The 26,162-nt window shown below is 62.7% G+C and carries 22 protein-coding genes; 11 read left to right on the forward strand and 11 right to left on the reverse strand.

Features of this window, described 5'->3' with window-relative positions; all coding sequences use genetic code 11:
* Positions 1 to 199: 199 nt before the first annotated feature.
* From ACVMDN_RS23475 to ACVMDN_RS23500, 6 genes are all read left to right on the forward strand, one after another.
* Entirely contained in the window at positions 200 to 1,021 is an 822-nt protein-coding gene (locus ACVMDN_RS23475; protein WP_016847995.1) for an ABC transporter ATP-binding protein, read from the forward strand.
* The gene (locus ACVMDN_RS23480) at positions 1,018 to 2,946 is read left to right on the forward strand and encodes an AMP-binding protein (RefSeq protein WP_456834916.1); all 1,929 of its coding nucleotides are present in this window, start codon (positions 1,018 to 1,020) and stop codon (positions 2,944 to 2,946) included. Before ACVMDN_RS23475 ends, ACVMDN_RS23480 begins: the two co-directional genes overlap by 4 nt.
* Positions 2,947 to 3,163: 217 nt before the next feature.
* Positions 3,164 to 4,057 carry a branched-chain amino acid ABC transporter permease gene (locus ACVMDN_RS23485; RefSeq protein ID WP_244067704.1) on the forward strand — a complete coding sequence of 298 codons (894 nt, stop codon included), beginning with the start codon at positions 3,164 to 3,166 and terminating at the stop codon, positions 4,055 to 4,057.
* Between the two features lie 3 nt (positions 4,058 to 4,060).
* Entirely contained in the window at positions 4,061 to 5,134 is a 1,074-nt protein-coding gene (locus ACVMDN_RS23490; RefSeq protein WP_456834915.1) for a branched-chain amino acid ABC transporter permease, read from the forward strand.
* Between the two features lie 60 nt (positions 5,135 to 5,194).
* The gene (locus tag ACVMDN_RS23495; protein ID WP_456834914.1) at positions 5,195 to 6,478 is read left to right on the forward strand and encodes an ABC transporter substrate-binding protein; all 1,284 of its coding nucleotides are present in this window, start codon (positions 5,195 to 5,197) and stop codon (positions 6,476 to 6,478) included.
* 167 nt (positions 6,479 to 6,645) lie between these two features.
* Positions 6,646 to 7,485 (forward strand): ABC transporter ATP-binding protein, encoded by an 840-nt coding sequence (locus ACVMDN_RS23500; RefSeq protein WP_038380790.1) that lies wholly within the window; start codon positions 6,646 to 6,648, stop codon positions 7,483 to 7,485.
* 64 nt (positions 7,486 to 7,549) lie between these two features.
* Here the strand turns inward: ACVMDN_RS23500 and ACVMDN_RS23505 are convergent, their stop codons facing one another.
* On the reverse strand, positions 7,550 to 8,701 hold the full coding sequence (locus tag ACVMDN_RS23505) for an AGE family epimerase/isomerase (RefSeq protein WP_456834913.1): 1,152 nt from the start codon (positions 8,699 to 8,701) through the stop codon (positions 7,550 to 7,552).
* Positions 8,702 to 8,796: 95 nt separating this feature from the next.
* Here ACVMDN_RS23505 and ACVMDN_RS23510 point away from each other — a divergent pair, with 95 nt between their 5' ends.
* Positions 8,797 to 10,020 carry a phenylacetate--CoA ligase family protein gene (locus tag ACVMDN_RS23510; protein WP_456834912.1) on the forward strand — a complete coding sequence of 408 codons (1,224 nt, stop codon included), beginning with the start codon at positions 8,797 to 8,799 and terminating at the stop codon, positions 10,018 to 10,020.
* 104 nt (positions 10,021 to 10,124) lie between these two features.
* Complete coding sequence (locus tag ACVMDN_RS23515) at positions 10,125 to 10,655, forward strand: HAD-IIIA family hydrolase (RefSeq protein WP_456834911.1); 531 nt, start codon at positions 10,125 to 10,127, stop codon at positions 10,653 to 10,655.
* A 35-nt stretch (positions 10,656 to 10,690) separates the two neighbouring features.
* On the opposite strand, the gene ACVMDN_RS23520 is transcribed toward ACVMDN_RS23515, so the two are convergent.
* The 3 genes from ACVMDN_RS23520 to ACVMDN_RS23530 are packed head-to-tail and all read right to left on the reverse strand — an operon-like array spanning position 10,691 to position 13,332.
* Positions 10,691 to 11,788, reverse strand: a complete 1,098-nt coding sequence (locus ACVMDN_RS23520; protein ID WP_456834910.1) for a DegT/DnrJ/EryC1/StrS family aminotransferase — start codon at positions 11,786 to 11,788, stop codon at positions 10,691 to 10,693.
* An 18-nt stretch (positions 11,789 to 11,806) separates the two neighbouring features.
* A complete protein-coding gene (locus tag ACVMDN_RS23525; RefSeq protein ID WP_057020455.1) occupies positions 11,807 to 12,274 on the reverse strand; it encodes an acyltransferase in 468 nt (155 codons plus the stop codon).
* The gene (locus tag ACVMDN_RS23530) at positions 12,271 to 13,332 is read right to left on the reverse strand and encodes a Gfo/Idh/MocA family protein (protein WP_456834909.1); all 1,062 of its coding nucleotides are present in this window, start codon (positions 13,330 to 13,332) and stop codon (positions 12,271 to 12,273) included. Before ACVMDN_RS23530 ends, ACVMDN_RS23525 begins: the two co-directional genes overlap by 4 nt.
* Before the next feature lie 579 nt (positions 13,333 to 13,911).
* Here ACVMDN_RS23530 and ACVMDN_RS23535 point away from each other — a divergent pair.
* Positions 13,912 to 15,246 carry a hypothetical protein gene (locus tag ACVMDN_RS23535; protein WP_456834908.1) on the forward strand — a complete coding sequence of 445 codons (1,335 nt, stop codon included), beginning with the start codon at positions 13,912 to 13,914 and terminating at the stop codon, positions 15,244 to 15,246.
* Here the strand turns inward: ACVMDN_RS23535 and ACVMDN_RS23540 are convergent.
* From ACVMDN_RS23540 to ACVMDN_RS23570, 7 genes are read right to left on the reverse strand one after another with little or no spacing between them, the layout of a single operon-like run.
* A complete protein-coding gene (locus ACVMDN_RS23540) occupies positions 15,182 to 16,378 on the reverse strand; it encodes a glycosyltransferase family 4 protein (protein ID WP_456834907.1) in 1,197 nt (398 codons plus the stop codon). The genes ACVMDN_RS23535 and ACVMDN_RS23540 overlap by 65 nt on opposite strands.
* Entirely contained in the window at positions 16,375 to 17,304 is a 930-nt protein-coding gene (locus tag ACVMDN_RS23545) for an NAD-dependent epimerase/dehydratase family protein (protein ID WP_456834906.1), read from the reverse strand. The genes ACVMDN_RS23540 and ACVMDN_RS23545 overlap by 4 nt, the downstream gene beginning before the upstream one ends.
* 3 nt (positions 17,305 to 17,307) lie before the next feature.
* A complete protein-coding gene (locus tag ACVMDN_RS23550) occupies positions 17,308 to 18,159 on the reverse strand; it encodes a class I SAM-dependent methyltransferase (RefSeq protein ID WP_456834905.1) in 852 nt (283 codons plus the stop codon).
* A gap of 27 nt (positions 18,160 to 18,186) precedes the next feature.
* Positions 18,187 to 19,254, reverse strand: a complete 1,068-nt coding sequence (locus ACVMDN_RS23555; protein WP_456834904.1) for a glycosyltransferase family protein — start codon at positions 19,252 to 19,254, stop codon at positions 18,187 to 18,189.
* 5 nt (positions 19,255 to 19,259) lie between these two features.
* A complete protein-coding gene (locus ACVMDN_RS23560; RefSeq protein WP_456834903.1) occupies positions 19,260 to 19,853 on the reverse strand; it encodes an acyltransferase in 594 nt (197 codons plus the stop codon).
* Position 19,854: 1 nt separating this feature from the next.
* Positions 19,855 to 21,690, reverse strand: a complete 1,836-nt coding sequence (gene asnB / locus ACVMDN_RS23565) for an asparagine synthase (glutamine-hydrolyzing) (protein WP_456834902.1) — start codon at positions 21,688 to 21,690, stop codon at positions 19,855 to 19,857.
* A 2-nt stretch (positions 21,691 to 21,692) separates the two neighbouring features.
* Positions 21,693 to 23,246, reverse strand: coding sequence for a lipopolysaccharide biosynthesis protein (locus ACVMDN_RS23570; protein ID WP_456834901.1), 1,554 nt, complete (start codon positions 23,244 to 23,246; stop codon positions 21,693 to 21,695).
* 295 nt (positions 23,247 to 23,541) lie between these two features.
* Here ACVMDN_RS23570 and ACVMDN_RS23575 point away from each other — a divergent pair, with 295 nt between their 5' ends.
* Both ACVMDN_RS23575 and ACVMDN_RS23580 read left to right on the forward strand, forming a co-directional pair.
* Complete coding sequence (locus ACVMDN_RS23575; protein ID WP_092089901.1) at positions 23,542 to 24,735, forward strand: CaiB/BaiF CoA transferase family protein; 1,194 nt, start codon at positions 23,542 to 23,544, stop codon at positions 24,733 to 24,735.
* Positions 24,736 to 24,935: 200 nt separating this feature from the next.
* Positions 24,936 to 26,129 (forward strand): glycosyltransferase family 4 protein, encoded by a 1,194-nt coding sequence (locus tag ACVMDN_RS23580; protein ID WP_456834900.1) that lies wholly within the window; start codon positions 24,936 to 24,938, stop codon positions 26,127 to 26,129.
* The last annotated feature ends 33 nt before the right edge of the window (positions 26,130 to 26,162 follow it).

Here is a 26,162-nt window from a genome sequence, read left to right on the forward strand (position 1 = left end):
ATGGATCGCTGAAGGCGGGCGACGCGAGGGACGGGCTTGCAGGCGGGTGCGGCGTTACCGCGCATGACGCAGGCGATCGGGTCAAGCGATGCTCCCGAACGCCGGCATCATTAGTCGGATGGTCTCCCTTCGGCGGCCCATGTAAGATCGAAGCGAAGATAAAGAGCGCGCCAAAGCGCCCGTATCTGGAGGGAACAAGGTGGCTAATAGTCTCGAGGTGCGCGGAGTCTCATTGCGCTTTGGCGGCGTCCGCGCGCTGACCGAAGTGAGCTTCGGCGTCAACGAGGGTGAGCTGTTCTCCATCATCGGCCCGAACGGCGCCGGCAAGACCTCGATCGTCAACTGTATCTCCGGCCGCTACCGGCCGACCGAAGGCCAGCTGTTCTATCGCGGCCAGGACATTACCGGCCTCAACCCGAACGCGCGGCCCCGGCTCGGCATCGGCCGCACCTTCCAGAATCTCGCGCTGTTCCACCACATGAGCGTGCTCGACAACATCATGGTCGGCCGCCATCACCTCCTGAAGAACAACTTCATCACGGGATCGCTGTACTGGCTGACCGGCGCGCGCCGCGAGGAGCTGGAGCACCGCCGCAAGGTCGAGGAGATCATCGACTTCCTCGATCTGCAATCGGTGCGCAAGGCGACCGCCGGCACCCTGCCCTACGGCCTGCGCAAGCGCGTCGAGCTCGCCCGCGCGATGGCGCTCGAGCCGCAACTGATCCTGCTCGACGAGCCGATGGCCGGCATGAACTTCGAAGAGAAGGAAGACATGGCGCGCTACATCGTCGACCTCAACGAAGAGTTCGGTATGACGGTGATGATGATCGAGCACGACATGGGCGTCGTGATGGACATCTCCCACCGCGTCATGGTGCTCGACTTCGGCCGCAAGATCGCCGAGGGCGATCCGGCCACCGTGCTCGCCGATCCCCATGTCAAGCGCGCCTATCTCGGCGAGGAAGACGAAGTACTGGTCGATCCCGACGACAAGCCCGCGGTGCGGGAGAGCGCCGCATGATGAACTATGCCGGTCGCGCCGCGCAGGCCGACACCTTTCCCAAGATGCTGCGCCTGAACGCGAGGGAGCACGGCCAAGAGATCGCGCTGCGCGAGAAGGATTTCGGGCTTTGGCGCGAATTCACCTGGAACGACTACCAAACCCGCACCCATGATTTCGCGCTCGGCATGGTCGAGCTCGGGCTTGGCCGCGGCGACGTGATCGGCATCATCGGCGACAACCGGCCGGACTGGGTCGCCGCCGAGATCGCGGCCCACGCGATCGGCGCGATGAGCCTCGGTCTTTACCGCGACGTGCTGGACGAGGAAGCCGCCTATCTCCTGACCTATGGCGAGGCCAAGCTGGTCTTCGCCGAGGACGAGGAACAGGTCGACAAGCTGCTCGGCCTGGCCGATCGCGTGCCCCACCTCAAGTACATCGTCTATTCCGATCCGCGCGGCATGCGCAAATACGACGATCCGCGATTGATGGAGGCGAGCAAGCTCGTTGCGCTGGGCCGCGACCGCGCCGCGCGCGAGCCTGGGCTCTACGAGCGACTGGTCGACACTACGAAGGGCGAGGACGTCGCGATCCTCTGCACCACCTCGGGCACGACGGCCAATCCGAAGCTTGCGATGCTCTCGGCCGGGCGCGTGCTGCGGCACTGCGCGACCTATCTCGCCTTCGATCCGAAGGGGCCGGACGACGAATATGTTTCGGTGCTGCCGCTGCCCTGGATCATGGAACAGATCTACGCGCTGGGCAAAGGGCTGCTCTCCCGGATGAAGGTCAACTTCGTCGAAGAGCCCGACACCATGATGCACGATTTCCGCGAGATCGCGCCGACCTTCGTGCTGTTCGCGCCGCGGGTCTGGGAATCGATCGCGGCCGACGTCCGCGCCGGCGTGATGGACGCCTCGCCGTTCAAGCAGCGGCTCTATGACCTCGGCATGAAGACCGGGCTGGCGGCGCTTGCCGAGGGCAAGCATTCTGTTTTGGCCGACCAGCTCTTGTTCCGCGCGCTGCGCGACCGGCTCGGCTTCACGCGGCTACGCTCGGCGGCGACCGGCGGCGCGGCGCTCGGACCGGATACCTTCAAGTTCTTCCAGGCGATGGGCGTACCGCTGCGCACGCTGTACGGCCAGACCGAGCTGCTCGGCGCCTACACGCTGCATCCCGAAGGCAAGGTCGATCCCGACACCACCGGCGTGCCGATGGCCGACGACATCGAGATCCGCATCGACAATGCCGACGTCAACGGCGTCGGCGAGATCGTGGTGCGGCATCCCAACATGTTCCACGGCTATTACAAGAACCCCGAAGCCTCGGTCGCCGACATCAAGGACGGCTGGATGCATTCGGGCGATGCCGGCTACTACAACGACAACCGGCAGCTTGTCGTGATCGACCGCATCAAGGATCTCGCCGAGACCTTGCGCGGCGAGCGCTTCTCGCCGCAATATATCGAGAACAAGCTGAAGTTCTCGCCCTATGTCGCCGAGGCGGTGGTGCTCGGCGCCGGCCGCGACGCGCTCGCCGCGATGATCTGCATCCGCTACTCGATCATCTCGAAATGGGCGGAGAAGAACCGGATCTCGTTCACGACCTACACCGACCTGTCCTCGCGGCCCGAAGTCTATGCGCTGCTCAAGAAAGAGGTCGAGACCGTCAATGCCACCCTGCCGCCGGCGCAACGCATCTCGCGCTTCCTGCTGCTCTACAAGGAGCTCGATGCCGATGACGGCGAGCTGACCCGGACCCGAAAAGTCCGCCGCGGCGTGATCAACGAGAAATACGCCGACATCATCGATGCGATCTACCGCGGCAAGGCCAGCATCCCCGTCGACACCCTGATCCGCTTCCAGGACGGATCGACGCAGCGCGTCCGTACCACGCTCGAGGTCGTCGACCTCGGCCGCGCCGTGCTCGCGGAGGCGGCGGAATGACTGTGTTGCGCGACCGGAGCGCGGTGCTCATGAATGTGCCCTCCCCCCTTGTGGGAGAGGGCTACACCGCCAGTCGACACGAACTCGCTTGGGTGAGGGGTACCCTCTCCACGATCCCGGTGCGGAGACAACCCCTCACCCGGCTTCGCTTTGCGAAGCCACCCTCTCCCACAAGAGGAGAGGGTGCTGGCACCGCAGTTCGGAGCGACCGCACCCTATGAACACCCAGTTCCTGATCCAGCTGATCGTCAACGGCCTTGTGGTCGGCACGCTTTACGGCGTGGTGGCGATGTCGTTCGTGCTGATCTACAAGGCGACGCAGGTCGTGAACTTCGCGCAGGGCGAATTGCTGCTGGTCGGCGCCTGGGTGTGCTGGGCGCTGCTGACGAAATATCAGGTGCCGTTCTGGGTCGGCATGCCGATCACGCTGGTCTTCATGTTCATTTTCGGCATCGCGATCCAGGTCGTGATCCTGCGCCCGATGATCGGTGAGCCGATCATCTCCGTGATCATGGTGACGATCGGCCTGTCGACGGTGTTCCAGGCCGCGCTGAAGTGGATCTTCGGCGTCAACCCGCAGCCGTTCCCGCGCGTGTTCCAGAGCCAGTCGGTCAGCCTGTTCGGGCTGCAGATCCAGACCGTCTATGTCATGAGCCTCGTGGTCTCGCTCGCCATGATGGTCGGCATGGCCTGGTTCTTCCGTGCCTCCAAATATGGCCTTGCGATGCGCGCCACCGCTTTCAACCAGCAGGTCGCGCAGTCACTCGGCATTTCCGTCAAGAGCGTGTTCGCGATGGCGTGGGCGATCTCGGCCACCGTCTCGGCGGTCGCCGGTGTCGTGGTCGCGGTGGTCAACGGCGTGTCGTCCGGCCTCTCCGCCTACGGCATCAAGGTGTTTCCGGCCGCGATCCTGGGCGGGCTCGACTCGGTCGGCGGCGCCGTGCTCGGCGGCATCATCATCGGGCTGCTGGAAAACGTCGCCCAGTATGTCGACAGCGAGTACCTGCACTGGGGCAATCTCTACGAGATCGCGCCGTTCTACGTCCTGATCATCATCCTGATGATCAAGCCGTACGGCCTGTTCGGCACCAAGGATATTGAGCGGGTCTGATCAATGGCGACAAGCACACTCATCCCCTCGGGCGATTTCCGCACCAGCTATGCGGCCGACACCACGGTCTTCCCGACCGCAGCCAGCCGCAATTTCGCGATCCTCGGCATCGTGCTCGCCTGCTTCGCGCCGATGCTGCTGTCCAACTACCTGCTCTCGATTGCAATCCAGATCGGCATCTTCGCGATCGCGGCCCTCGGCCTCAACGTCCTGGTCGGCTTCACCGGCCAGATCTCGATCGGCCACGCCGCGTTCTTCCTGTTCGGCGCGTTTACCTCGGCCTACATCTCCAACAACGCGCCGATCCCGGTGTTCTTCGCCATTCCCCTCGCCGGCGTCGTCACGGCACTGGTCGGCCTGATCTTCGGCGTGCCGGCGGCGCGGCTGAAGGGACTCTATCTCGTGATCGCGACGCTCGCCGCGCAGTACATCCTGCTCGACTTCTTCTCGCGCGCCGAATGGTTCTCGGGCGGCTCGGTGCCGGCCAGCGCCAACCCGTTCTCGATCTTCGGCTACACCCTGCGCGGCGACCGGCAGTATTTCTACGTCGTGCTCGCCTATATGGTGATCAGCTACCTGCTCGTGACAAATCTGATGCGCACCCGCGACGGCCGCGCGCTGGTCGCGATCCGTGATCACTATCTCTCGGCCGAGATCATGGGCATCAACCTCACCAAGTACCGGACGCTATCATTCGGGCTTGCCGCCTTCTTTGCCGGCATCGCCGGCGCGCTTTACGCCCACTATCAGCTCGTGGTCTCGCAGGAAGGCTTTGGCATCGAGCGCTCGGTGCTGTTCCTCGCCATGGTCATCATCGGCGGCACCGGCTCGGTGATGGGCACGCTGATGGGCACGGCCTTCGTGGTGCTGCTGCCGGAATCGATGGAATGGCTGAGCGCCTGGCTGAAGGGCGGCGCCATCGACAAGGCGCTGCAGCTCAACAACAACATCACCTTTCTGCGCGAGATCGCGATCGGCCTGATCATCATCGGCTTCCTGATGTTCGAGCCCGACGGCCTCGCGCATCGCTGGCGGCAGATCAAGGCTTACTGGAAGCTCTACCCGTTCTCGCATTGACGCAAGGCACGGAACGCAACTCAAAATTCCGTTCAACGAATAAGCAGGAGGAAAGCAAAAATGACGATTAGATCCCTTTTGAGCTCGGTCTCCGTTGCGCTGCTGATCAGCAGCGCGGCCGCCACCGCGCAGGCGCAGATCGCCATCGGCCATCTGCAGGACCTCTCGGGCGGCACGTCCGACGTCGGCACCCCCTATGGCCAGGGCGTCGCCGACACCTTCGCCTGGGTCAACAAGAATGGCGGCATCGGCGGCAAGCAGCTCAATGTCGACAGCAACGACTATGGCTACCAGGTGCCGCGCGCCATCGCGCTGTACAAGAAGTGGTCGGCGCCCGACGGCAAGGTCGCGGCGATCATGGGCTGGGGCACGGCGGATACCGAGGCCCTCACCGGCTTCCTGGCGCAGGACAAGATCCCGGACATCTCCGGCTCCTACGCCGCCGCGCTGACCGATCCGGAAGGCACCAGCGGCAAGGCCAAGCCCGCGCCGTACAATTTCTTCTACGGCCCGAGCTACTCTGACTCGATGCGCGCTATGCTGACCTGGGCCGCCGAGGACTGGAAGGCCAAGGGCAAGCCCGGCAAGCCGAAATTCGTCCACATGGGCGCCAACCATCCGTATCCGAACGCGCCGAAGGCGGCTGGTGAAGCGCTGGCGACCGAGCTCGGCTTCGAGGTGCTGCCGCCGCTGGTGTTCGCGCTGTCGCCAGGCGACTACTCGGCGCAGTGTCTCAGTCTGAAGAGCTCAGGCGCAAATTATGCCTATCTCGGCAACACGGCGGCCTCCAACATCTCGGTGCTGAAGGCCTGCAGGACCGCCGGCGTCGATGTCCAGTTCCTCGGCAATGTCTGGGGCATGGACGAGAACGCGGCCAAGACCGCCGGCGATGCAGCCGACGGCGTGATCTTCCCGCTCCGCACGGCGGTGAGCTGGGGCGGCAACGCGCCCGGCATGAAGACGGTGATGGAAATCTCCAAGATGTCCGACCCGTCCGGCAAGGTCTATCGGCCCGTGCACTACATCGCCGCGGTCTGCAGCGCGCTCTACCTGAAGGAAGCGCTCGACTGGGCCGCCAAGAACGGCGGCGCCACCGGCGAGAACGTCGCCAAGGGCTTCTACCAGAAGAAGGACTGGGTGCCGGCCGGCATGGACGGCGTCTGCAATCCGTCGACCTGGACCGAGAAGGATCACCGCCCGACCACGAAGGTCGACCTGTATCGCTCGAAGATCTCGGGCGCGACCGATGGCGACATCAACGACCTGATGGGCAAGGGCACGATCAAGCTCGAGAAGGTGAAGACCGTCGACCTGCCGCGCAAGCCGGAATGGTTTGGGTGGTGAGGCGGCAGCCGAACACGTCCACACATCGTCATGCGCGGGCTCGACCCGCGCATCCATCAAGCGAAGACGTATTCCGATCGATGGATTGCCGGGTCAAAGGCGAGCGGAAGCGACGCCGTCCTTCTGACGGCTATGCTCGGCAATGACGTCGAAGGGTAACACAGGCCATGAACGAAACCCTCGAAGCCACCCGCCCGGGGCCGACGGCCGTCCCGCCGCCGCCGCTGCTCAGCGTCAACAACATCGAGGTCGTCTATGACGACGTCATCCTTGTGCTGCGCGGCCTCAGCCTCGAGGTGCCGAAGGGCGCGATCGTGGCGCTGCTCGGCGCCAACGGCGCCGGCAAGTCGACCACGCTGAAAGCGATCTCCGGCCTGCTCAAGACCGAGGACGGCGAGGTCACCCGCGGCGAGATCCTGTTCGAGGGCCAGCGCATCAACGGCATCGATCCGGACAAGATCGTCCGCCGCGGCATCTTCCAGGTGATGGAAGGCCGCCGCATCGTCGCCGACATGACGTCGCTGGAGAACCTGCGGCTCGGCGCCTTCACCCGACGCGACGGCGAGGTTTCCGATGACATCGACATGGTGTTCAAGTATTTCCCGCGCCTGAAGGAGCGCACCGGCCTCGCCGGCTATCTCTCCGGCGGCGAGCAGCAGATGCTGGCGATCGGCCGCGCGCTGATGGCCCGCCCGAAGATGATCCTGATGGACGAGCCGTCGATGGGGCTGTCGCCTCTGCTCGTCAAGGAAGTGTTCGCGATCATCAAGGAGATCAACCGCGATCTCGGCGTCACGATCCTCCTGGTCGAGCAGAATGCGCGCGCAGCGCTCTCGGTCGCGAGCCATGGCTACATCATGGAACAGGGCAAGGTCGTGCTCGACGGCTCCGCCGACGAGCTGCGCGACAACGAGGACGTCAAGGAATTCTACCTCGGCGGCGCCGGCGACCAACGCAAGAGCTTCAAGAACCTGAAGAGCTTCAAGCGGCGCAAGCGCTGGCTGTGAGGATAGCGAGCGTTTTCGGGCGGAGTTGCGTGTGCAGAAAACGCGTCAGACCAGGAAGGCGGTTCTATCCGAGCACCTGCTCGGCTTCAGTGACCGCGCAAAGCACATGATAGAACGACGACGCCGGGATCGTGGCGACCAGCGAATTGCCGTCGCGGTCGAACTGATCGTACCAGCCGCCGGCCACGGCATGGCCGAGATAGTGCCGCTCGAGCAGCACCAGCGCCGCACGCGCCTCGTCCGCCGCGCCGGCTTCGCCCGACTCGGCTTGCGCGATCCAGGCCTTCGCCAGCTCGCTCTGCGGCCACAGCCGCCGTGTGTGGCGGCGGATGTTACCCTCGGCGTCGCCCTCGTCGACCAGGCAGCCGGTGGCCGCGTCGCGATAGCGCAGCGCCGACGCCAGCAGCTCGCCGCGCGGGCGCCCGGTCGGGCAGCCGGTGATCCGCTCGAATCCCTTCAGCAGCCAGACCCATTCCGCGAGGTGCCCGGGCTCGACGCTAACCGGCGGGATCTTCGACCAGTCTTCCTCGAAATATTCGCCGAGGGTGCGCGTCTGCTTGTCGTAGAGGTTGGCGAGGAACAGCGCGAAGAAATCGCCGGCGCGGTTCTGGAACGACAAATCGTGGGTCGCGTCGAAGCAGGCGATCATCGCCTCGAACAGATGCATCTGCGGGTTCTGCCGGCGCGGCATCGAGGGTGGCAGGCCCTCGTGGAAGCCGCCATGGGGCGAGCGCAGCTGGGTATCGAGGAACGACAGCAGCGCGTCGATCTCGGCGCGGATCTGGGCGTCCTGGTCCAGGCCGTAGACGGTCGCGAGCGCAAGCAGCACGAAGGCATGGCCGTAGGTGTCGCGCAGCGCATCGTGCACGCCGCCCTCGGCCGTCAGACTGTAGACGAAGCCGGGCCGGCCGTCCGGCGCCTTGGCCTTGGCCAGCAGGTAGTCCAGCCCCTTCAGCGCGACCGCGCGTCCTTCCTGGTACCAGCCCAGCTGGGCCGCCTTGGCGTAGCAATAGATCTGGCGGGCCTGCACCATGATCCGGCGCGGGGCCGCGCGGTCGGCTGTCCCGTCCTGGTGCAGCCGGTCGACAAAGCCGCCGGCCGTGCTGTCCCAGCCCGCGGTCGACCACAACGGCAGGGCCTGGTCGACGACGCGGCGCTTCAGCCTCGCGACGACGTCGGCGGCCCCGTCCGCCGCAACGCTTTCTGCCTCAGCCATCGTGCTCCCTGGAACCGTCCCAATGTCAGCGGTCACCGTCTGATATCACGGGCGGACCGGCACGCAACCAGTGCACATCCTCCCAAGGACCTGACATGACCGACCATTACGACGCCCTTGAAACGCGCGATCCGGCCGAGCGCGAGGCCGCGTTGTTCGCCCGGCTGCCCGAGGTGCTGCGCAAGGCGATGGCGGCGCCGGCCTATGCCAACCTGTTGAGAGGCACCGATCCCGCCTCCGTCACCAGCCGGGAGGCGCTGGCCAGGCTGCCGGTGCTCCGTAAGTCGGAACTGCCGGCCCTGCACAAGGCCGCCCCGCCGTTTGGCGGCTTCGTGGCCGACACGCCCGGCTCGTTCGCCCGGCTGTTCACCTCGCCCGGACCGATCTTCGAGCCGGAGGGCCGCCAAGCGGATCCCTGGCGCGGCGCCCGGGCGCTGTTTGCGGCAGGCTTTCGCGAGGGGGATGTGGTGCTGAACACCTTCAGCTATCACCTCACCCCCGGCGGCTTCATCTTCGACGCCTCGGCGCGGGCGCTCGGCTGTGCGGTGATCCCGGCGGGCCCCGGCAATACCGAGCAGCAATTCGAGCTGATCGAGGCCTATCGCCCGGTCGGCTATAGCGGCACCCCGGACTTCCTGAAGATCCTGCTCGACGCCGCCGCCACCGCCGGCCGCGACGTGTCCTCGATCAAGCGCGCGCTGGTCTCAGGCGCGGCATTTCCGAAATCATTGCAGGAGGAGATGAAGTCGCGCGGCGTCGAGCCTTACCAGGCCTTCGGTACTGCCGATCTCGGCCTGATCGCGTTCGAGACGGCGGCGCGCGAGGGAATGACGGTCAACGAGGATTTGATCCTGGAGATCGTCAAGCCCGGCACCGGGGATCCGGTTGCGCCGGGTGACGTCGGCGAGATCGTGGTGACCTCGCTCGATCCGCACCATCCCTGGATTCGCCTCGCGCTCGGCGACCTGACCGCCGCCCTGCCCGGCGCAAGCCGCTGCGGACGCACCAACATGCGCATCAAGGGCTGGATGGGCCGCGCCGACCAGACCACCAAGGTGAAGGGCATGTTCGTGCGACCCGAGCAGATCGCGGAGATCGGCAAGCGCCATCCCGAGCTTGGACGGCTGCGCCTTGTCGTCACGCGCGCCGGCGAAGCCGACGTGATGACGCTGAGAGCCGAATGTGCCTCGGCGGCGGATGCCCTGCAGAGCGAGGTCGCGGCAACGCTGCGTGCCGTGACAAAACTCGGCGGCACCGTCGAGCTGGTCGGCACCGGCTCGCTGCCGAACGACGGCAAGGTGATTGTGGACGAGCGATAGGCCTTGAGATCACTCGGCGTTTGACCCGTCCGGATTTGTCGCGCGCGGCGTTGTGAACTATTGAGCTAGCTCGTGCCCCGTGGAGACGGACGGATCATCACCTCATGAGCAGCGCTTCCGGAGATCAGCCGCGAAGGCCGGCCGTCTTCTTCGATCGGGACGGCGTCCTGAACCAGGACATCGGATACCTGTTCGAAAGCCACAGGCTGGTCTGGATCGAAGGCGCGCGCGAGGCGGTCAAGGCCGTCAACGACATGGGGTATTTTGCGTTCGTCGTAACCAACCAGTCAGGCGTCGCAAGGGGTCTCTACGAGGAGATACACGTACGGCAGCTTCACGACTGGATGGCCGATGAGCTCGGCAGGATCGGCGCGCATATCGACGCCTTTGAATACTGCCCGTTCCATCCTGAAGGGACCGTTGAACGATATCGGCAGGTCAGCCACCGGCGCAAACCGTCGCCGGGCATGATTAATGATCTGCTGGAACGCTTTCCGGTCGACGTCGAACGCAGCTTTCTGGTCGGCGATCAGCCGACGGATCTCGAGGCGGCACGTGCGGCCGGGCTGAAAGGCTACCTGTTCTCAGGCTCCAATCTGGAACAATTCCTGAGGCCTCTGCTGCTCGGGAGCTGACGACCACAGTGTCAGGCACGAGGCCGCGATCGCGATCAGAACTTCCGGATCAGCTCGATCACCTCGTCCTGCTGCTGGCGCGTGATCTCGGCGAACATCGGCAGCGAGAGAATCCGACCCTGATCGCGATGCGCATTGGGGAACTGCTCCGGCCGATGCTCGAACCGCGCATAGGCCGGCAGCAACGGCAGCGCGGTGGGATAGTTGATGGCGGTCTGCACGCCGTTGGCGTTGAGATGGGCGGCGAGCGCGTCACGGCGCGGATGTCTGATCGTGTAGAGGTGATAGACGTGGCTGCGTGCCGGCGCGACCTCGGGCACCACGACATCCTCGATCTGGTTGAGGCCGACATCATAGACCTCGGCCGCGGCCTGCCGGGCCTCGGTCCAGGCGGCAAGATGCGGCAGCTTGGCGGAGAGGATCGCCGCCTGCATGCCGTCGAGCCGGCTGTTGATGCCTTCGATGTGGTGCTGGTGCTTCACCAGCCCACCGTGGCGCGCCAGCATGGCCATCTGCTCGGCGAGCGCCGCGTCGGTGGTGACGACCGCGCCGGCATCTCCCATCGCGCCGAGATTCTTGCCGGGATAGAATGAATAGGTCGCGGCCTCGCCGAAGGTGCCGACCATGCGGCCCTTGTAGCGCGCGAGATGGGCCTGGGCGCAGTCTTCTATCACCCACAGCTTGTGTTTCCGCGCGATCGCCATGATCGCGTCCATGTCCGCGGGCTGGCCATAGAGATGCACCGGGATGATGCCGACCGTCCGCGGCGTGATCGCGGCCTCGATGGCCGCCGGATCGATCGTGAACGTCGCCTCGTCGGTATCGCAGAACACGACGGTGGCACCGGAATGGGTGATCATCGCCGCGGTCGAGATCCAGGAATGCGCCGTCGTGATCACCTCGTCGCCCGGCTTCACCTTCAGCGCCCGCATGGCAAGGTAAAGCGCGTCGGTGCCGTTGGCGCAGGACACGCAATGAGCGACCTCGGCCGCAGCCGCAAATTCGCGCTCGAAGGCGTCGACATAGCTGCCGCGAATGAAGGCGTTGTCGCCGATCACGCCGGCGATCGCAGCGTCGATCTCGCCCTTGATGGACTGGTATTGCAGTTGCAGGTCGGCATACGGCACCGCCATCGATATTCCCCTGTTGCCCTATTGGCTCGTCAGCAGCCGGCGCGCCGGATTGCCAGCATAGGTGCCTGGCGTTGTGATGTCCTTGGTTACCACCGATCCGGCGCCGATGACGACGTCGTCGACGATCCTGACCGGCATGATCGTCGCATTGGAGCCGATCGACACCCGGTTGCCGATCACCGTCTCGCGCCACAGCTCCTTGCGTCCACGCGCCGGGCCGCCGGTGGAGAACGTGTCATTGACGAACATCACACCGTGACCGATGAAACAATCCTCGCCGATGGAGACGAGCTCGCAGACGAAGGCATGCGATTGCACGCGGGTGCGCGCCCCGACGATCACGCCCTTTTGGATTTCGGTGAAAGGGCCGACGAAGCAGTCGTCGCCGAGCTTGCAGCCGTAGAGGTTGCACGGCTCGACGATCTTGACGCGTTCGCCGAACGCGACATCGCGCACGCTGGCCTGATGCACGTCCGGCCGGTTCACGAAACGACGCCCAGCCGGCTCAACCGTGGCGTGAAGCGGAGCGCGACTTCCTCGCCGGTCTCGATCGACTCATAGAGAGCCGAGATCAGCTCCAGGCTCTTGCGGCCCTCGAGCCCGTCGACCAGCGCGGCGCGCTGGTTCTCCAGGCAATCGACCACATGGTGATAATAGGCCTGATGGCCGAAGCCGTAGACGTTGGGCGGGTTGACCGAGAACTTCTCCACGACGTCCTTGTCCGACGGCAGCTCGTCGACAAAGCGCCAGTGCCGGATCTGGTTGACCGCGAAGCCCGAAATCTCGACGGTGCCCTTTTCGCCCAGGATCGAGAGCGAGCCCTCGAGATCGGTCGGGCGCGCCGCGGTGGTCGCCTCGATGATCCCAAGCGCGCCGTTGCGGAACTTCAGCGTTGCGACGGCCGTATCCTCGGTTTCGATATTGGCCAGCGCCGTTGCCGCGCGCGCATGCACGCTCACCACGTCGCCGAAGAACCACTCCAGCATGTCGACATGGTGGCTCGCCTGATTGGTCAGCACGCCGCCGTCATAGGCCCAAGTGCCGCGCCAATCGTCCTGGTCGTAATAAGCCTGGTCGCGGCACCAGCGCACCCGGACCGTCCCCAGGATGAGCTTGCCGAAGCGGCCGGCGTCGAGCGCCTCGCGCGCCTTGACCACCGGCACGTTGAAGCGGTTCTGCTTGACGATGAACATCTTGACGCCGGCCCGATCGCAGGCCCGGATCATGTCGTCGGCGTCCTGCAGTCGCAGCGCCATCGGCTTTTCGACCACGACGTGCTTGCCGGCCGTGGCGCAGGCAATCACATGCGCGGGATGCAGCCCGCTCGGCGTCAGCACGGCGACGGCATCGATATCCTTGCGAGCGAGAAAGTTATCCATGTCCGAGTAGGCCGCAACGCCGAACCTCTCGGCGATCACATCAGCCCGCACGCGAACTCGGTCGCATACCGCAACCAAGCACGCTCCCGCAATATGATTGCCTCCTAAAAGGTCAGAATGGCGCTTGGCAATGCGCCCACACCCAAGAAGGCCAAATCTAATCATGTATAGGCCCTGTTCCGGCACCCGGCGAGCAGAGGGGAGACGTTGCCGATTGCTCGATATCGTCCATTACTCGAAAAGCTTCGGTCTACGCAAGGCGTCATCCAAACGGCTACACTCGCTCTTCAGCGCAGGAGCACCGCAATAAGAGAACCAATGCTATATTTGGGCGAGAGGGCCGAGCTTCGCCCGCGTGTTGAGGTCGCCCGAGTGGATAAATAGCTAAACGACCGCTAGATGGCTCGCCCTCTGAGAAAGCGGCTGCGTCTGCGAAGTTCCCGGTGTCTCGACAACTCGCTCCGAAACCTCCTATGCTCCTTGCGATGTAAAGCATTCCAGCTGCTTTGGCTCGACTGTGTATTGCGGTCGGCACTGAATCCAACCGATGAGCCGCACAACGAATTCGACAACCTACCCGTCTGAAACACGATAAAACGGCGTTCGCATCTGGTTCTCATAAGTAGGACGAGATAGATGGATTGCGATATGCGCGGCCGCTGAAAACGGCTGTCCGTTGCCCGCGCCTAGGGGCTCGACGCCCGGTGGCCTGTCGCTACTAGGGCGCAACTATGGAGACACGACTTGCGCGGGATTGGTCAACCAACGCTTGAACGCTGCCGCGTAGCGGCCCTGGCTTTCCTTTGTGCTGCAGCAACATGCGCATCACTTGCATGCGCCGCACAAATTTACCCAGAGTATCATATTCGATTTCAGCTGGACGACTTTCCATGGGCAAGCGCCATCGTGGCAACGTTTACAATAATCGGAATTTTGTTTGCCTATGCAGAGTTTAGCTTCGGCTATTTCGTAGGCTTCTATTTCTTCATCATGATCGCAGGCTATCTCTGGCTCAATCAATTCTCTGCATTCACGTACAATCATCTCTTGAGCGGCTTTTCGGCCGCCGTGTCGGCGCTCGCATTCATCGCGCCTGCACTGTTCATCAAAACTCCTTTACCTCAACGGTACACTCTCTCGCCTTTGGCCGCCGACCGACTCATCAGCACAATCCTAGTACTTGGCATAGGGGTGATATCGATCGGGGCACAGTACAATTTTAAGATCGTCTCGATGGAGCAAATTTATGACTATCGCAACGCATTGAATATGCCGAAGCTATTGAATTACATGATCGGCATCACGAGTGGAGCACTTTTGCCGTTCTCCTTTGCTTGCTGCATAGAGCTAAGGAAATATTGTCGAGCGACATTAGCGCTCCTACTCCTTCTCGCTTTTTACCCGATTACGCTCAGTAAAGTATCTCTCTTGACGTCTGCCTGGCTCATCGCAATGCTGCTCTTTTCAAAGCTCCTTGAGTTAAGGACAGCAGTCATCGTCTCGCTGCTCGGACCTCTCGTGGCTGGAATCCTCTTCTATGCGCTAGCCAAGTACAACTGGGTCTCGCTCGAGGCAGCGAGATCTTATTTCGCTCTGGTAAACTTTCGCATGGTCGCAATTCCATCACTCGCAATGGACTACTATAACGACTTTTTCTTCAGACACGATCTAACCCACTTTTGCCAAATTAGCGCGCTCAAGCCACTAATGCCGTGTCCCTACCACGAGCAGATTTCAGTCGTCATCTATAACGCTTTTCCTACCGGTGGACACTTCAACGCGTCCCTATTTGCGACGGAAGGCATTGCGTCTGTCGGAGCACCATTCGCTCCCATCACGGCCTTCGTTTGCGGACTGGTGATCGCACTGGCAAACCGGGCATCGGCCCATCTCCCGCACCGTCTCGTCCTTGTATCCGGAGCTGTCTTAGTTCAATTGCTTCTCAATGTACCGTTTACGACGGTATTGCTTACACACGGAGCGATTCTGCTGTTTTTGCTTTGGTATGTAACGCCTACGATCCAGAACGGCTCATTTGCAACCGCCCGGCATTCTGTTGCAGGGCCTGATGTACTGTGAACGCAAAGCTTGCAGCAAACGCGCCGACGGCGTCATCGTGATGCGGAACGACATCACGATTAACCAGCCCGCGAGCTTCGCGGGAGACCTGCGCAATATGGTCAGCCAGTGCTACCGGATCATCCACGCTGAAATACCGCGCACTACCCTCGGTCTGTTCTCGGTGCACGGCGATATCGGATAGGACCATCGGAACGCCAAACGATTTGGCCTCCTCAACAGTTGTGCTCCAACCCTCGAAGCGTGACGGATTAAGCAAGGCAGTCGACGCCCGTAACAGCGCGTAGACGTGGGATAGAGGGATGACACCGACATGACGGAAGTGGGCACCAAGGCCGCGCTTACCAATCTCCGAATTAATGAGATTGTAGTACCCCGGCTCACGTCGATCCTCTGGGCTGCCGGATGCACAAATGACCACATCGACCCCGCGACGCTTCAAGATCGTCAAGGCCTCAACAACGAGATGGTGGTTTTTGTGGCGATAGAACTGATTGGGAAGATAGAGGTAGTTCGCCGGCAGACCATATGCTTCGACGACTTCGGATGGATTCGTGCTCAGGAAGGCAGTTGGCGGCCGGACCGCAAAGCGGACAACGGCGACGCGGTTTCTAGCACGTGGATAGTAGGTCTTGAAGTCAAGCAGAGCGCTTTCGCTACTCAGCATGATGGTTCGACCCGATGCGATCTGCATGCGGAACCCAAACTCGCGACGCCAGCGTGCGGCCCTCGGAAACAGATGAGGCAAAGTGCGATGCTGCAGATCGGGAATCCAAGCTATTGTCGGGATGGGCAGCCGCCAACCGAAAAAGCGCGCCGATTCAACGACCAGATCGATCCGAGCTATCCGAAATGCCGTTGCAGCACCCTTGTCTAAGCCGAGCGCAAGCGCTGCCGTTAGGCCAGGTTGTCCGTCGAATGCGTTTGATCTCACAATCTCGACATTTGATATCGCCGCGAGGTCGGCAAGTTCATTCTCGTCAGCTTGCATCCCGGCAAAGAGAACCGGAATGAATTCAGCAGGCCGAAACCGGTCGAGCGCTGCGAACAGATTACTTTGATAGTTGTACCCGCCGGCCCATAGCCGACGTGAAATATGACTAAACGCGATTCGCAATGGGCGGGGCGTCACGAAGCCTGCTCCTTGAACCAGGTCACGTAATCCGCAAGGCCCTGATCAAGCGGAATGCGCCAATCGAACCCGATCTGGCGCAGCACGGCATCGTCGGCCAACAGACACAGCGGATCGCCGGGCCGGCTTACGCCCGAGTGTCGCACAACGGTGTTGCTGCCCCACTGCCGGATGAGACCGGCGGCGATATCGGCAACGCTGGTCCCGCGGCCCGACCCGCCGTTGATGACCCGCAGGGCCGCCTGCGACGACGGTGACGCGACGCTTGCGAGCAGCCTTGTGACATCGCGCACGTCGGTCCAGTCGCGGATTTCGTTGCCGGTCCCGCCAAGCGTGAGCACCTGCTCCTTGGCCGCCAGCCGCGAGCAGATATCCCAGAGGAGCTGCTTGCGCAAATTGGGTCCATAGACTGAGAACAGCCGCACGATCGCACAGCGGATGCCAAACGACTGCGCGTAGCTCCCACACAATTGCTCCATCATCAACTTGTGCTGCCCGTAGGGCGACATCGGAGTTGCGATTGAGCTTTCAGCGATCGGGCCGACATGGTCGGCTCCATAAACGGCCGCACTTGACGCCGCGATCACGACGCTGTTCGGCGCAGATCCGCGCAGCCATTCGAGCAGCCGCGCGGTGCTCGCCACGGTCCGCGAAAAGTCTTCGAACGGCCGCTCGATCGAGATGCCGACCGACGATCCGCCAGCCAGATGAAAGATCTGCGCCGGTAGCCCGTGCGCGGCTGCGAGCGCGTTGAGATTGGCCGCGTCGATTTCACCGTTGATCCAGCTCTGCAAACCAAGCCGCCGGGATTCCGCTGCATCGAGTGCGCCGTGCCCGACGCCGTGCACCGCATGGCCCGCTCCCGCCAGCTCATGCACAAGATGGCGGCCGATGAACCCATTCGCGCCTGTGACCCAGACGATCATCGCTCAGGCCTTGTGACAGACAAAGGAGTAGAGCCGGCCCGGTCGATTGTCGAAACGTTCGGCCATCGACAGCAGCGAGCCGAACACAAGACGTGACGCAAACGCGGTTCGCCACAGCGGCGCCACTGGAACCTTTTGCGTCAACCTGGTCACGATCGCAGATTTCAGGGTCTCCAGCGTATAGGGAAACAGGTTGATCGGGCTTTGCAGCGGCGCCAGCGTGTCGATCACGGAAAAGCCCGCAGCGGTCAGCGCGCCGGTGTAGCGATCGAGCAGGAAGGCATGCTCGCCCCCGTAAAGATGATGCAACGGATGCTGCGCGAGGAACTGAGGAAGGTCCGCCTCCTTGCTGATGACATGCTCGCGCGCCGCGATCAGCATGCCGCCGGGCCGCAGCACGCGAAACATCTCCCTGCATGCTCCCTCGAGATCGCGCGTATGGTGCAGCACGGCGCGGGCGAAGACGAGATCGAACGTCGCGTCGGCGAACGGCAGCCGCTCGGAAAACTCCTCGACCACGCGAATCGGCAGTTGCGTCTGCCGTGCCAGATCGCGGATCGCCGACGCTCCCACGATCGCGCTGGGATCCGGCTCGAGCGCTCTCACGGCAAAGCCGCTTCGGGCAAGCGCGTAGCTCGCAATGCCGCGACCGGCACCCACGTCAAGTGCGGTACCGCATCGTCCGGCCAGCAACGCAGTAATCGCCTGCCACTCGGAGCTTTGGAAATAGCGCTCGGCGGCGCCAACCAGCGGATCGTCGTAAAACGCGTCGAGCACAAGCTGGCGTTGGTCCGGCTGACTGCGCAGCCAAACTACCGCCTCCTCCCAGGTCGCGAATGCTTTCTCACTCGACATGCAAACACTTTGACTTTCGCAGAGCGGTCAAATTAGCTCTTGGAACTTGGTCCACTGCAGCGCCTTACTATAGCGCTCCTTCACCATTGCATGCCCCGCTTGGGCGATCGATGTTGCAAGCTTCTCGTCTTTCATCAGCTTGCCGATCAACTCCGGTATTTGCTCAGGCGACGAGTATACCAGCATGGTTTCGCCATCAACGAAACCCTCCGGATAGTGTCCCGCATCCGTCAATAAAACCGAGCCGCATCCAGGCGTTTCGAAGCATCTCATGTTGCCACGGTCTTCGCCGGCCATGTCGATCGCGCCATTGAACACCATTCGGCTCTTTGCCATCGCGGCATAGGCATCTCGTCCGTACACCGGATCGGCGCGGATCAAGCGAATATCTTCCGGGTGGCGGTATGAACGAAGCACTGGTAACGGAGCGAGGGCATTCGCGAGCCGCGTGAGGCGCGAATCCTCAAGATAAAGGCGCGCGCGGACTCCGGGCGCCGACGCCGCAGCTCGCATCGCTTGACTGCGCTTGACATGATGACGCGTGTATCCACCAATGAAAATAACATCAAGCTCCTCCGCACGACCATTGGCGTAGCTGTCCATCACCGGATCATGCGCTGGAAAGAAAGATGCGACATTGCACCCCTTTTGTCGCCAATTCTCGAGGATCGATGCAAAGTTGCATACGACGAGGCCGTATTCCGTCAAATCCGCGTTTCCGGAGGGCGCGGCCCTCCAGGCGATAGACTTTTTCACACATCCCGGCAGCTTCGCAACGAACTTGCTGGAATAGCGTATCGGATCGAGATTGTAGAACACCTCGGTGCGATGCTGCTCGATCTGAGCCAGCAGGATTTGCTCCAGATCGTCCGTTCGGAGATTATTCTCCTTCGCCCAAAGCAACTGCAGGCGCTCGTCGTCTCCATTCGTGTAGAAGGCGTCGGGGCTGTCGGTGAGGACCGGCAGGAGGATATGCGATGCCGTGAACCGCGTATCGAGAAACTGCGCTCGCCCGGCAGCAAAATTCCGATAGGCCGTCTCGCGACGGTGCGCGCGAAAGCCGCGCGAGAGACCATTGTTCTGAAAGAGACGCATGACGATTAAGGCTCGCGATTTTCGTCTGAAGGTTGACCGAGCAGCCGAACGACTCTCGCCGGATTACCGACGGCCAACGAATAGGGCGGAATGTCACGAGTGACAACCGAACACGCTCCAATGACTGCCCCCGTCCCTATCGAAACCCCTTTCAGGATGCTCACATTGAACCCGATCCAGGCCCGGTCAGATATCACGACTGGCGCATGCGCAATCTTATGCCAATTCTTTCGACCAGACGCCCATTCCCGGACATCGTTGCGGCGGTCCATCCAGTCGATGCTGTGCGAATCGTGATCTACGATCGTGATTCCCCACGACATGATGACGTCGTCACCAATAGTGAGGCTTCGGTAGCAAACGAGATGGCTTCGCCCGATGAACGTCCGGCTGCCAATTTGAATCCTACCTCCGGTTTCCTCGAAGTTAATGTCGGCGTGAACAATCGAGCCTTCCCCTACCGACAGGTCATTACCGCCCGCGCGTCTGATGCGGCGCCATGCGATCGTCGATCCGCGTCCGACGCGCACTGCTCCAGAGAACCGGCTGCGCCAACCAAGGACACAATCAATCGCATCTGTCACGGCGCGCCTGAACATCTTACGACCTTGCCAACATCCATTTCATGTTCAAATAAGGCCAGATCCGGCCAACACTCTTCCAATCCCAGCTCTGCGACGCCGTCAAGCGGCCGACCGCCTTTCGAAGTGGCGTTTCGTCGACGAACTCGGCGAATGCCGGAACATTCCGATTGAGCAGCTCTGCCGTCCAGCCCGCCAATGGCCCGTTCAGCCATTCCGGCATCGGCGAGTTGAAGCCTACCTTGCGGCGCGCGGTGCGGATGCTTTCGGGCATCAGGTTCGCCATCGCCTGCCGCGCCACCACCTTGGTCAGGCCATCCGCCGACTTGCTCGTTTCCGGCAACGCCATCGTATAGGTGACCAGCCGCCAGTCCATGAACGGCATGCGGACCTCGATCCCGTGCGCCATCGAGAGCCGGTCGAAATTGCGCAGGATGGTGGGCAGCGTGGTCGAATGGAACATTCGGTAGAGGCGCCGGTTCAACGCACCCCATGTATCAGGCACTACGTCATCCTCGGCGACCAGCGGCAGCGGCGCAGGCGCGGCCGCAGCGCCTCCGCGCAGGAAGTAGTGCCCCTCGCGCCTGATCATCTGCGCGCGCAGGAAGTCGATGCCGCGCTGCGCCAGCTTCGATCGTGAGGTGAGCGCGGCTGCTGCGTTCCGGATTCGGAATGCGGCCGACTGTCCCTCCTGCAGGTAGGCGCCCATCAATTCGTCCGCCCCGTGGCCGTCGAGCGACACCGTGACGTTCTGGCGCCGGAGCTCGCGATAGATCAACCACGGCGCGCTCGGCAGCCCGATATAGACGTCGTCATTGTCGTCGAGGATGCGGTCAAGGTCGGTGAGCGCGTCGGAGCGCCCGATCTCGAGAAAGCTCGGTGCCACCTCGGCCCACGCGGCCGCTTCCTCCGCCATCGGCCGCTCGTCATTGCTGGCGCCGGGAAAGGTCGCGACAAAGGCGTGCCGCCAGGCGGTGGAGTCACGCGGCCCCATGCCGGCCTTCTCATGGCTTGCCATGGCGCAGATCACCGCGGACGAATCGAAGCCGCCGGACAGGCAGGTCCCGATCGGAACGTCGCTGCGCATCCGCAGCGCGACGGAATCCCGAAAGAGTTCGCGAAAGCGCTCGACGCGCGCCGTCTCGGTATCCGGAATCGCCGGCAGATGGTCCACGGTCCGCCACCAGCGGCGCACCTGCACGCGCCCCCGGCGCAACCACATGCAGTGGCCGCCCTGCAGGCGGCGCAGTTGCGCGAACAGCGTCCGTTCGCTGCCTTCGATCCCGAACGGGTCAAGCAACAGCCGCCGCGCCACGTCGACATCGAGCGACGTCTCGACCAGCCCGCTCCGCGCCAGCGCGCGCTGCTCGGACGCGAACGCGAACCGCTCGGATGACAACGCATACAGCATCGGCTTGATGCCGAAGCGATCGCGCGCCAGGAACAGATCATCCGTGGCCGTGTCGTAGATCGCCAGCGCCCACATGCCGTTGAAGCGCAGCAGCATGTCCTCGCCCCATGCCTGCCAGGCGGCAAGGATCACTTCGGTATCGGACTGGCTGCGGAAAACCGCGCCCTTCGCCTCGAGCTCGCGGCGCAATTCGAGGAAGTTGTAGATCTCGCCGTTGTAGACGATCACATGGCGGCCATCGCCTGACACCATCGGCTGATAGCCGCCCTCGCCGGGATCGATGATGGCGAGCCGGCGGTGGCCGAACGCGACGTTTCGCTTGGCATTGAACCAGGTGCCCTCGCCGAACGGACCGCGATGCGCGATCAAATTGGTGAGCCGCGAGATGTCGGCCGGCTCCACAGGAGCGCCGCGCAGATTGACGATGCCTGCGATGCCGCACATGTCTAGATGGCCTTGAAGGGCAGGAAGCGACTGCTGATGACGCGGAGATCCCGCCAGCACACGGCGCGATAGGGACCGAGCTGCGACGCGGCAACGGCGGCGACAAAGATCGCCGCCGCCGACACGCCGTAGAGCGACACCACATACCACCAGGACGGCGCATGGTCGAATGACGCGTGGCCGAGCTGCGAACGCAGCGCCAGCGCGATGGCTACGCCCGTGCCGAGCGGGATCAATACGAAATGCAACATCCGTGACCACATACCTGAAAGGCGGAAGGTTCGCCGCAGCAACAGCACGGTGATCACCATCTGGGCGATCATCCCGACGCAGGAGCTCCAACCGGCCGCCTGCCAGCCGAAATACGGCAGCGCGACGGCGCTTGTCGCCAGCGTGAAGATGCCCGTGACGAGCGAGATCAGCGCGTTGGAACTGGAGCGCCCCTGCGACAGCAGATAGAACGCAAACACATTGGCGCTAGACCCCAAGATTCCGCTGATCGCAAGCACCACCAGCACCAGCTGGGCCTCGGCGGCGACCTCGGCGCCGGTCCATCGATGCAGCAATGCGCCTGCGACCGGGATCAGGCCACCCAGCGCGCTCGCGGCAAGCACATTGAGAATCCAGGACGAGCGCAGCAGGAGGTCGACCTTGCGATCGTCATCTTCCCTCTGCAGGGTGCTGAAGAACGGGAACAAAATCTCGCCGATCTTCAGCACACCGATATAGACCGCCTCCTCCAGCCGCTGCGCGACGCTGTAGAAGCCGACGAATTGCGGCTGCAGCAGCGCGCCGAGCAGATAGCGGTCCGCCTGGCCTGCGAACAGCGCGCCGCTTTGCGCTGCGAACTGCCAACCACCAAGCTTGACCAGCGCACGCAGCGCGCCGCGATCGAGCGCCGGCCTCGCCAGCCAGTCGCTGAAGGCGTGGCGCGACCAGGCGAACGCCATCACGAGATTTGTCGCAAAGCCCAAGGCCTGACAGCCGAGGAAGGTCGAGGCACGCGGCGCGTAGGGGATCAGCAGCAGCATCGACATCGTCGTCACCACCGTGCCCGTGATGCTGATCGACGCGATCCGCCGATAGTCCTGACGCGCGGTGAACAACGAGAGGAAGACGGCGAACAGGCACTGGAACAGCCAACCGGCACCGGCCAATGCGAAGGCGAGCCCGAGGTCGTCGGCGGCCGGGCCGCCGAGGTGAAATCCCAGTCGTGCGAGCGGTGCGCCGGCAACGGCAAGCAACGCCGCGATCAGGCCGCCGAGGACGATGGCAAGTGCGAGAGCGGTCGCGAAAAATCGCCGCGCCAGGTCGCGATCGGACGGTTCCAACCTTTGCGCGAGCTCGCGCGCCGTCGAAAGGCCGAGTGCATTGCTGAACATCAGCGCCGGCGCGACACAGGCCGTCACCAGCCCCGCAACACCGAACGCGACGAGGCCGAGCCGGAAAATCACGAACGGCAGGATCGCGAGGTTCAGCAGCACCGCGACCGCGAAGGCGGTCGCGTTCCATGCCGAGTTACCGAGCAGATGGGATGGACCCTTTTTCACCGCCATGCCCGCTTTCGGTCCATCGCTCCGATACGCTTCAAGTGCCTCTTCCGTAAGGGCAAAACCCATTTGGCATGGCGAGGGGCTAGCAGCCGGCGCGGTGATTGTCGAGGGTTGGCGGACGGCGGGGAGGCGTGGGGCAAGACTAGGGCCGCAGCAAAGGCGGGAGCGATCTCCACGGAACGATGGCTGGTTTCCAGCCCTGTTTGTGATCCGGGTAACAGTTGGAAAGGCCAGCCAAATTGTCTATGGCAGATGGGCTGAAGCCCCCCTGGCGGCCCGCCTAACAAGAGGTGTCTCAATGCCTTTTCCCCGCGCATCCCAAGCCCTTTCCCGTTTCACCGTGCTGGATTTGACCCGGGTCCGGTCTGGGCCGACCTGTGTGCGTCAGCTGGCCGATTGGGGCGCCAATGTCGTCAAGATCGATGCGCTTCTGGAGGACGGCGGCGGCGAGCAGCCGGGCGGCCCGCGCGGCGGGTCCGATTTCCAGAACCTGCACCGCAACAAGCGCGCCATGACGCTGAACCTCAAGGACCCCAAGGGGCTCGAAGTGTTCAAGCGGCTGGCCGAACAGGCTGATGTAGTGGTCGAAAACTTCCGGCCGGACGTCAAGGCCAAGCTCGGCATAGATTACGAGAGCCTCCGCAAGATCAACCCGCGGATCGTCTATGGCAGCATCTCCGGGTTCGGCCAGGACGGCCCCTATCACAAGCGCCCGGGCTTCGATCAAATCGCCCAGGGCATGGGCGGCCTGATGTCGGTGACCGGCGCGCCCGGCGGCGGACCGATGCGGGTCGGCATTCCCGTCGCCGACCTCACCGCGGGCCTGTTCTGTGCGATCGGTATCCTCACGGCGCTGCTGGAACGCGACGTGTCTGGCGAAGGCCAGTGGGTGCAGACCTCACTGCTGCAGGCCCAGATCTTCATGCTGGATTTCCAGGCGGCGCGCTGGCTGATGGAAAAGGAAGTGGCCAAACAGGCCGGCAACAACCATCCGACCTCGATCCCGACCGGCGTGTTCAAGACTTCCGACGGCTACATCAACATCGCCACGACAGGAGGGCGGATCTGGGAGCGTTGTGCACAGGCGATCGGCGCGCCCGAGCTGATCACCGACCCCGACTACGCGACCGCCCCGGCGCGCTCAAAGAACCGCGATGCGCTGAATGCGAGGATCGGCGCGCTGACCGAGAAGAAATCGACCGAGACCTGGGTGCAGGAGCTGAACGCTGCCGGCGTGCCGTGTGGGCCAATCTACTCGATCGACCAGATGTTCGAGGATGCCCAAGTCAAGCATCTCGGCATGGCCCAGCACGTGCCCAATGACGAGAACCGGCAGATCCAGCTGGTCAGCCAGCCGGTGACGCTGTCGCGGACGCCGAGCAGGATGGCCGCCCGCCCGCCGGAGTTCGGCGAGCAGACCGAAGAGCTGCTGGCCGAATTCGGGTTTGATAAGGACGAGATCAGCGAACTCCGGCATCGGAAGGTGGTGTAATTACTGCTCGTTCCGGAATGACAAGGCCTCAGAACTGGCGCTTTTTTGCCTAAGCGGCGATCACCTAACAGCTTGCTTCGACGGTCGCTTGCAAGCGGCCGATCTTGACAAATACTCCGATTCGTCACTGTTGATCATGTTCTGCGCTGCAATATCCGCCAGACGACAAAGCGCTTCAGAGCCCGCTCAAGTGTGAACAGATGACGACGATTTTGGTGACACAGCACTACCGTCCCGATGATACGTCGACTGCGGTTTTCTTGACAGCGATCGCCGAAGAGATCTCGCGCGAAGACGAGTTGCTGGTCATATCGGGAACTAAGGGCTCACGGGCTAAGGGTAATCCTACAGTTTCCGAGGTGCCTGCCTGGAACGCACCAAAGGCCGCGCTTGTGCGTCGAGCCTTGGCAATGCTTTGGTTTTGTATTGTTGCTTTTGCGTTAGTCTTCTGGCGTGCGAGACCGAGCTCACCGGTATTCGTCGTTACGACTCCGTTTCTTCTACCATATTTTGTCGCCCTCGCTGCTCGCCTTCGCGGCGCCCCCTCTGGATTGATCGTTTACGATCTTTATCCGGAGAGCTTGATCGCGGGAGGAATCGTGACCCGCGACTCAATCGCTGCGCGACTTATCCGGCGCATGAATTCGTGGATGTTTAAAGCGTTGGATACGATCGTCGTTATTGGACGAGATATGGAAAAGCACATCACGCCACAATCTCCGTCAGCAGCGACTAAGATCTGCTACATTCCACATTGGTCGACATTGCCGCCATGTGAACGCGCGATCGATCAGGGCAACGCTTTCCGAAAAGGTATCCCTGGCAAGCTCGTCGTCGGACTTTCTGGCAACCTCGGGTTCACGCACGATCCCAAATCCGTATTTGACGCCGCTCAAAAGCTCGCTGGCGATGCGTCCATCCACTTCATTTTGTCGGGGTGGGGCGTGGGTTGGAAGCAGCTAGTAGCATATCAAAAGGCGGCTTCGCTGCCTAACGTAACGTTGATCGAGCGAGTACCCGAAGACCAGCTCGAGCTTCTTCTCACCGCGGCCGATGCCTGGATCATACCTTACCGTCGCAATATGTCGGGCATTTCCGTTCCAAGCCGACTGTACAACTTACTTGCCATTGGGCGGCCGATCATCGCGCTTACGGAAGCTGATTCCGAGCTTGCTCTCATGCTCGCCAGCCATGACGCCGGTTGGGTTGTTGAGCCGGAGACACCATCCGCCCTTGCGAGCATAATAGCGGCCATCGCTCAACGCCCGAATGAACTCGCCACGAAGCGTCGCAATGCAGTGAAAGCCCTTTCCGAAGAATTTACGCGGGATGCTGCTGGTACGGCCTACAGGGAGCTGATACGCCGACTGCACGTTACACGGACGTCAGAATGACTCGTAAGCCAGATTGATTAGGTAACAACCCGC

The sequence above is a fragment of the Bradyrhizobium sp. USDA 4510 genome, assembly GCF_054059095.1.

Excerpts from the sequence above, each read along its gene's own strand:
- ACVMDN_RS23480 (WP_456834916.1), top strand. The coding sequence starts at position 1,018 with ATGATGAACTATGCCGGTCGCGCCGCGCAGGCCGACACCTTTCCCAAG.
- ACVMDN_RS23485 (WP_244067704.1), top strand. The coding sequence starts at position 3,164 with ATGAACACCCAGTTCCTGATCCAGCTGATCGTCAACGGCCTTGTGGTC.
- ACVMDN_RS23490 (WP_456834915.1), top strand. The coding sequence starts at position 4,061 with ATGGCGACAAGCACACTCATCCCCTCGGGCGATTTCCGCACCAGCTAT.
- ACVMDN_RS23495 (WP_456834914.1), top strand. The coding sequence starts at position 5,195 with ATGACGATTAGATCCCTTTTGAGCTCGGTCTCCGTTGCGCTGCTGATC.
- ACVMDN_RS23500 (WP_038380790.1), top strand. The coding sequence starts at position 6,646 with ATGAACGAAACCCTCGAAGCCACCCGCCCGGGGCCGACGGCCGTCCCG.
- ACVMDN_RS23505 (WP_456834913.1), bottom strand. The coding sequence starts at position 8,701 with ATGGCTGAGGCAGAAAGCGTTGCGGCGGACGGGGCCGCCGACGTCGTC.
- ACVMDN_RS23510 (WP_456834912.1), top strand. The coding sequence starts at position 8,797 with ATGACCGACCATTACGACGCCCTTGAAACGCGCGATCCGGCCGAGCGC.
- ACVMDN_RS23515 (WP_456834911.1), top strand. The coding sequence starts at position 10,125 with ATGAGCAGCGCTTCCGGAGATCAGCCGCGAAGGCCGGCCGTCTTCTTC.
- ACVMDN_RS23520 (WP_456834910.1), bottom strand. The coding sequence starts at position 11,788 with ATGGCGGTGCCGTATGCCGACCTGCAACTGCAATACCAGTCCATCAAG.
- ACVMDN_RS23530 (WP_456834909.1), bottom strand. The coding sequence starts at position 13,332 with ATGATTAGATTTGGCCTTCTTGGGTGTGGGCGCATTGCCAAGCGCCAT.
- ACVMDN_RS23545 (WP_456834906.1), bottom strand. The coding sequence starts at position 17,304 with ATGATCGTCTGGGTCACAGGCGCGAATGGGTTCATCGGCCGCCATCTT.
- ACVMDN_RS23550 (WP_456834905.1), bottom strand. The coding sequence starts at position 18,159 with ATGTCGAGTGAGAAAGCATTCGCGACCTGGGAGGAGGCGGTAGTTTGG.
- ACVMDN_RS23555 (WP_456834904.1), bottom strand. The coding sequence starts at position 19,254 with ATGCGTCTCTTTCAGAACAATGGTCTCTCGCGCGGCTTTCGCGCGCAC.
- ACVMDN_RS23560 (WP_456834903.1), bottom strand. The coding sequence starts at position 19,853 with ATGTTCAGGCGCGCCGTGACAGATGCGATTGATTGTGTCCTTGGTTGG.
- asnB (WP_456834902.1), bottom strand. The coding sequence starts at position 21,690 with ATGTGCGGCATCGCAGGCATCGTCAATCTGCGCGGCGCTCCTGTGGAG.
- ACVMDN_RS23570 (WP_456834901.1), bottom strand. The coding sequence starts at position 23,246 with ATGGCGGTGAAAAAGGGTCCATCCCATCTGCTCGGTAACTCGGCATGG.
- ACVMDN_RS23575 (WP_092089901.1), top strand. The coding sequence starts at position 23,542 with ATGCCTTTTCCCCGCGCATCCCAAGCCCTTTCCCGTTTCACCGTGCTG.
- ACVMDN_RS23580 (WP_456834900.1), top strand. The coding sequence starts at position 24,936 with ATGACGACGATTTTGGTGACACAGCACTACCGTCCCGATGATACGTCG.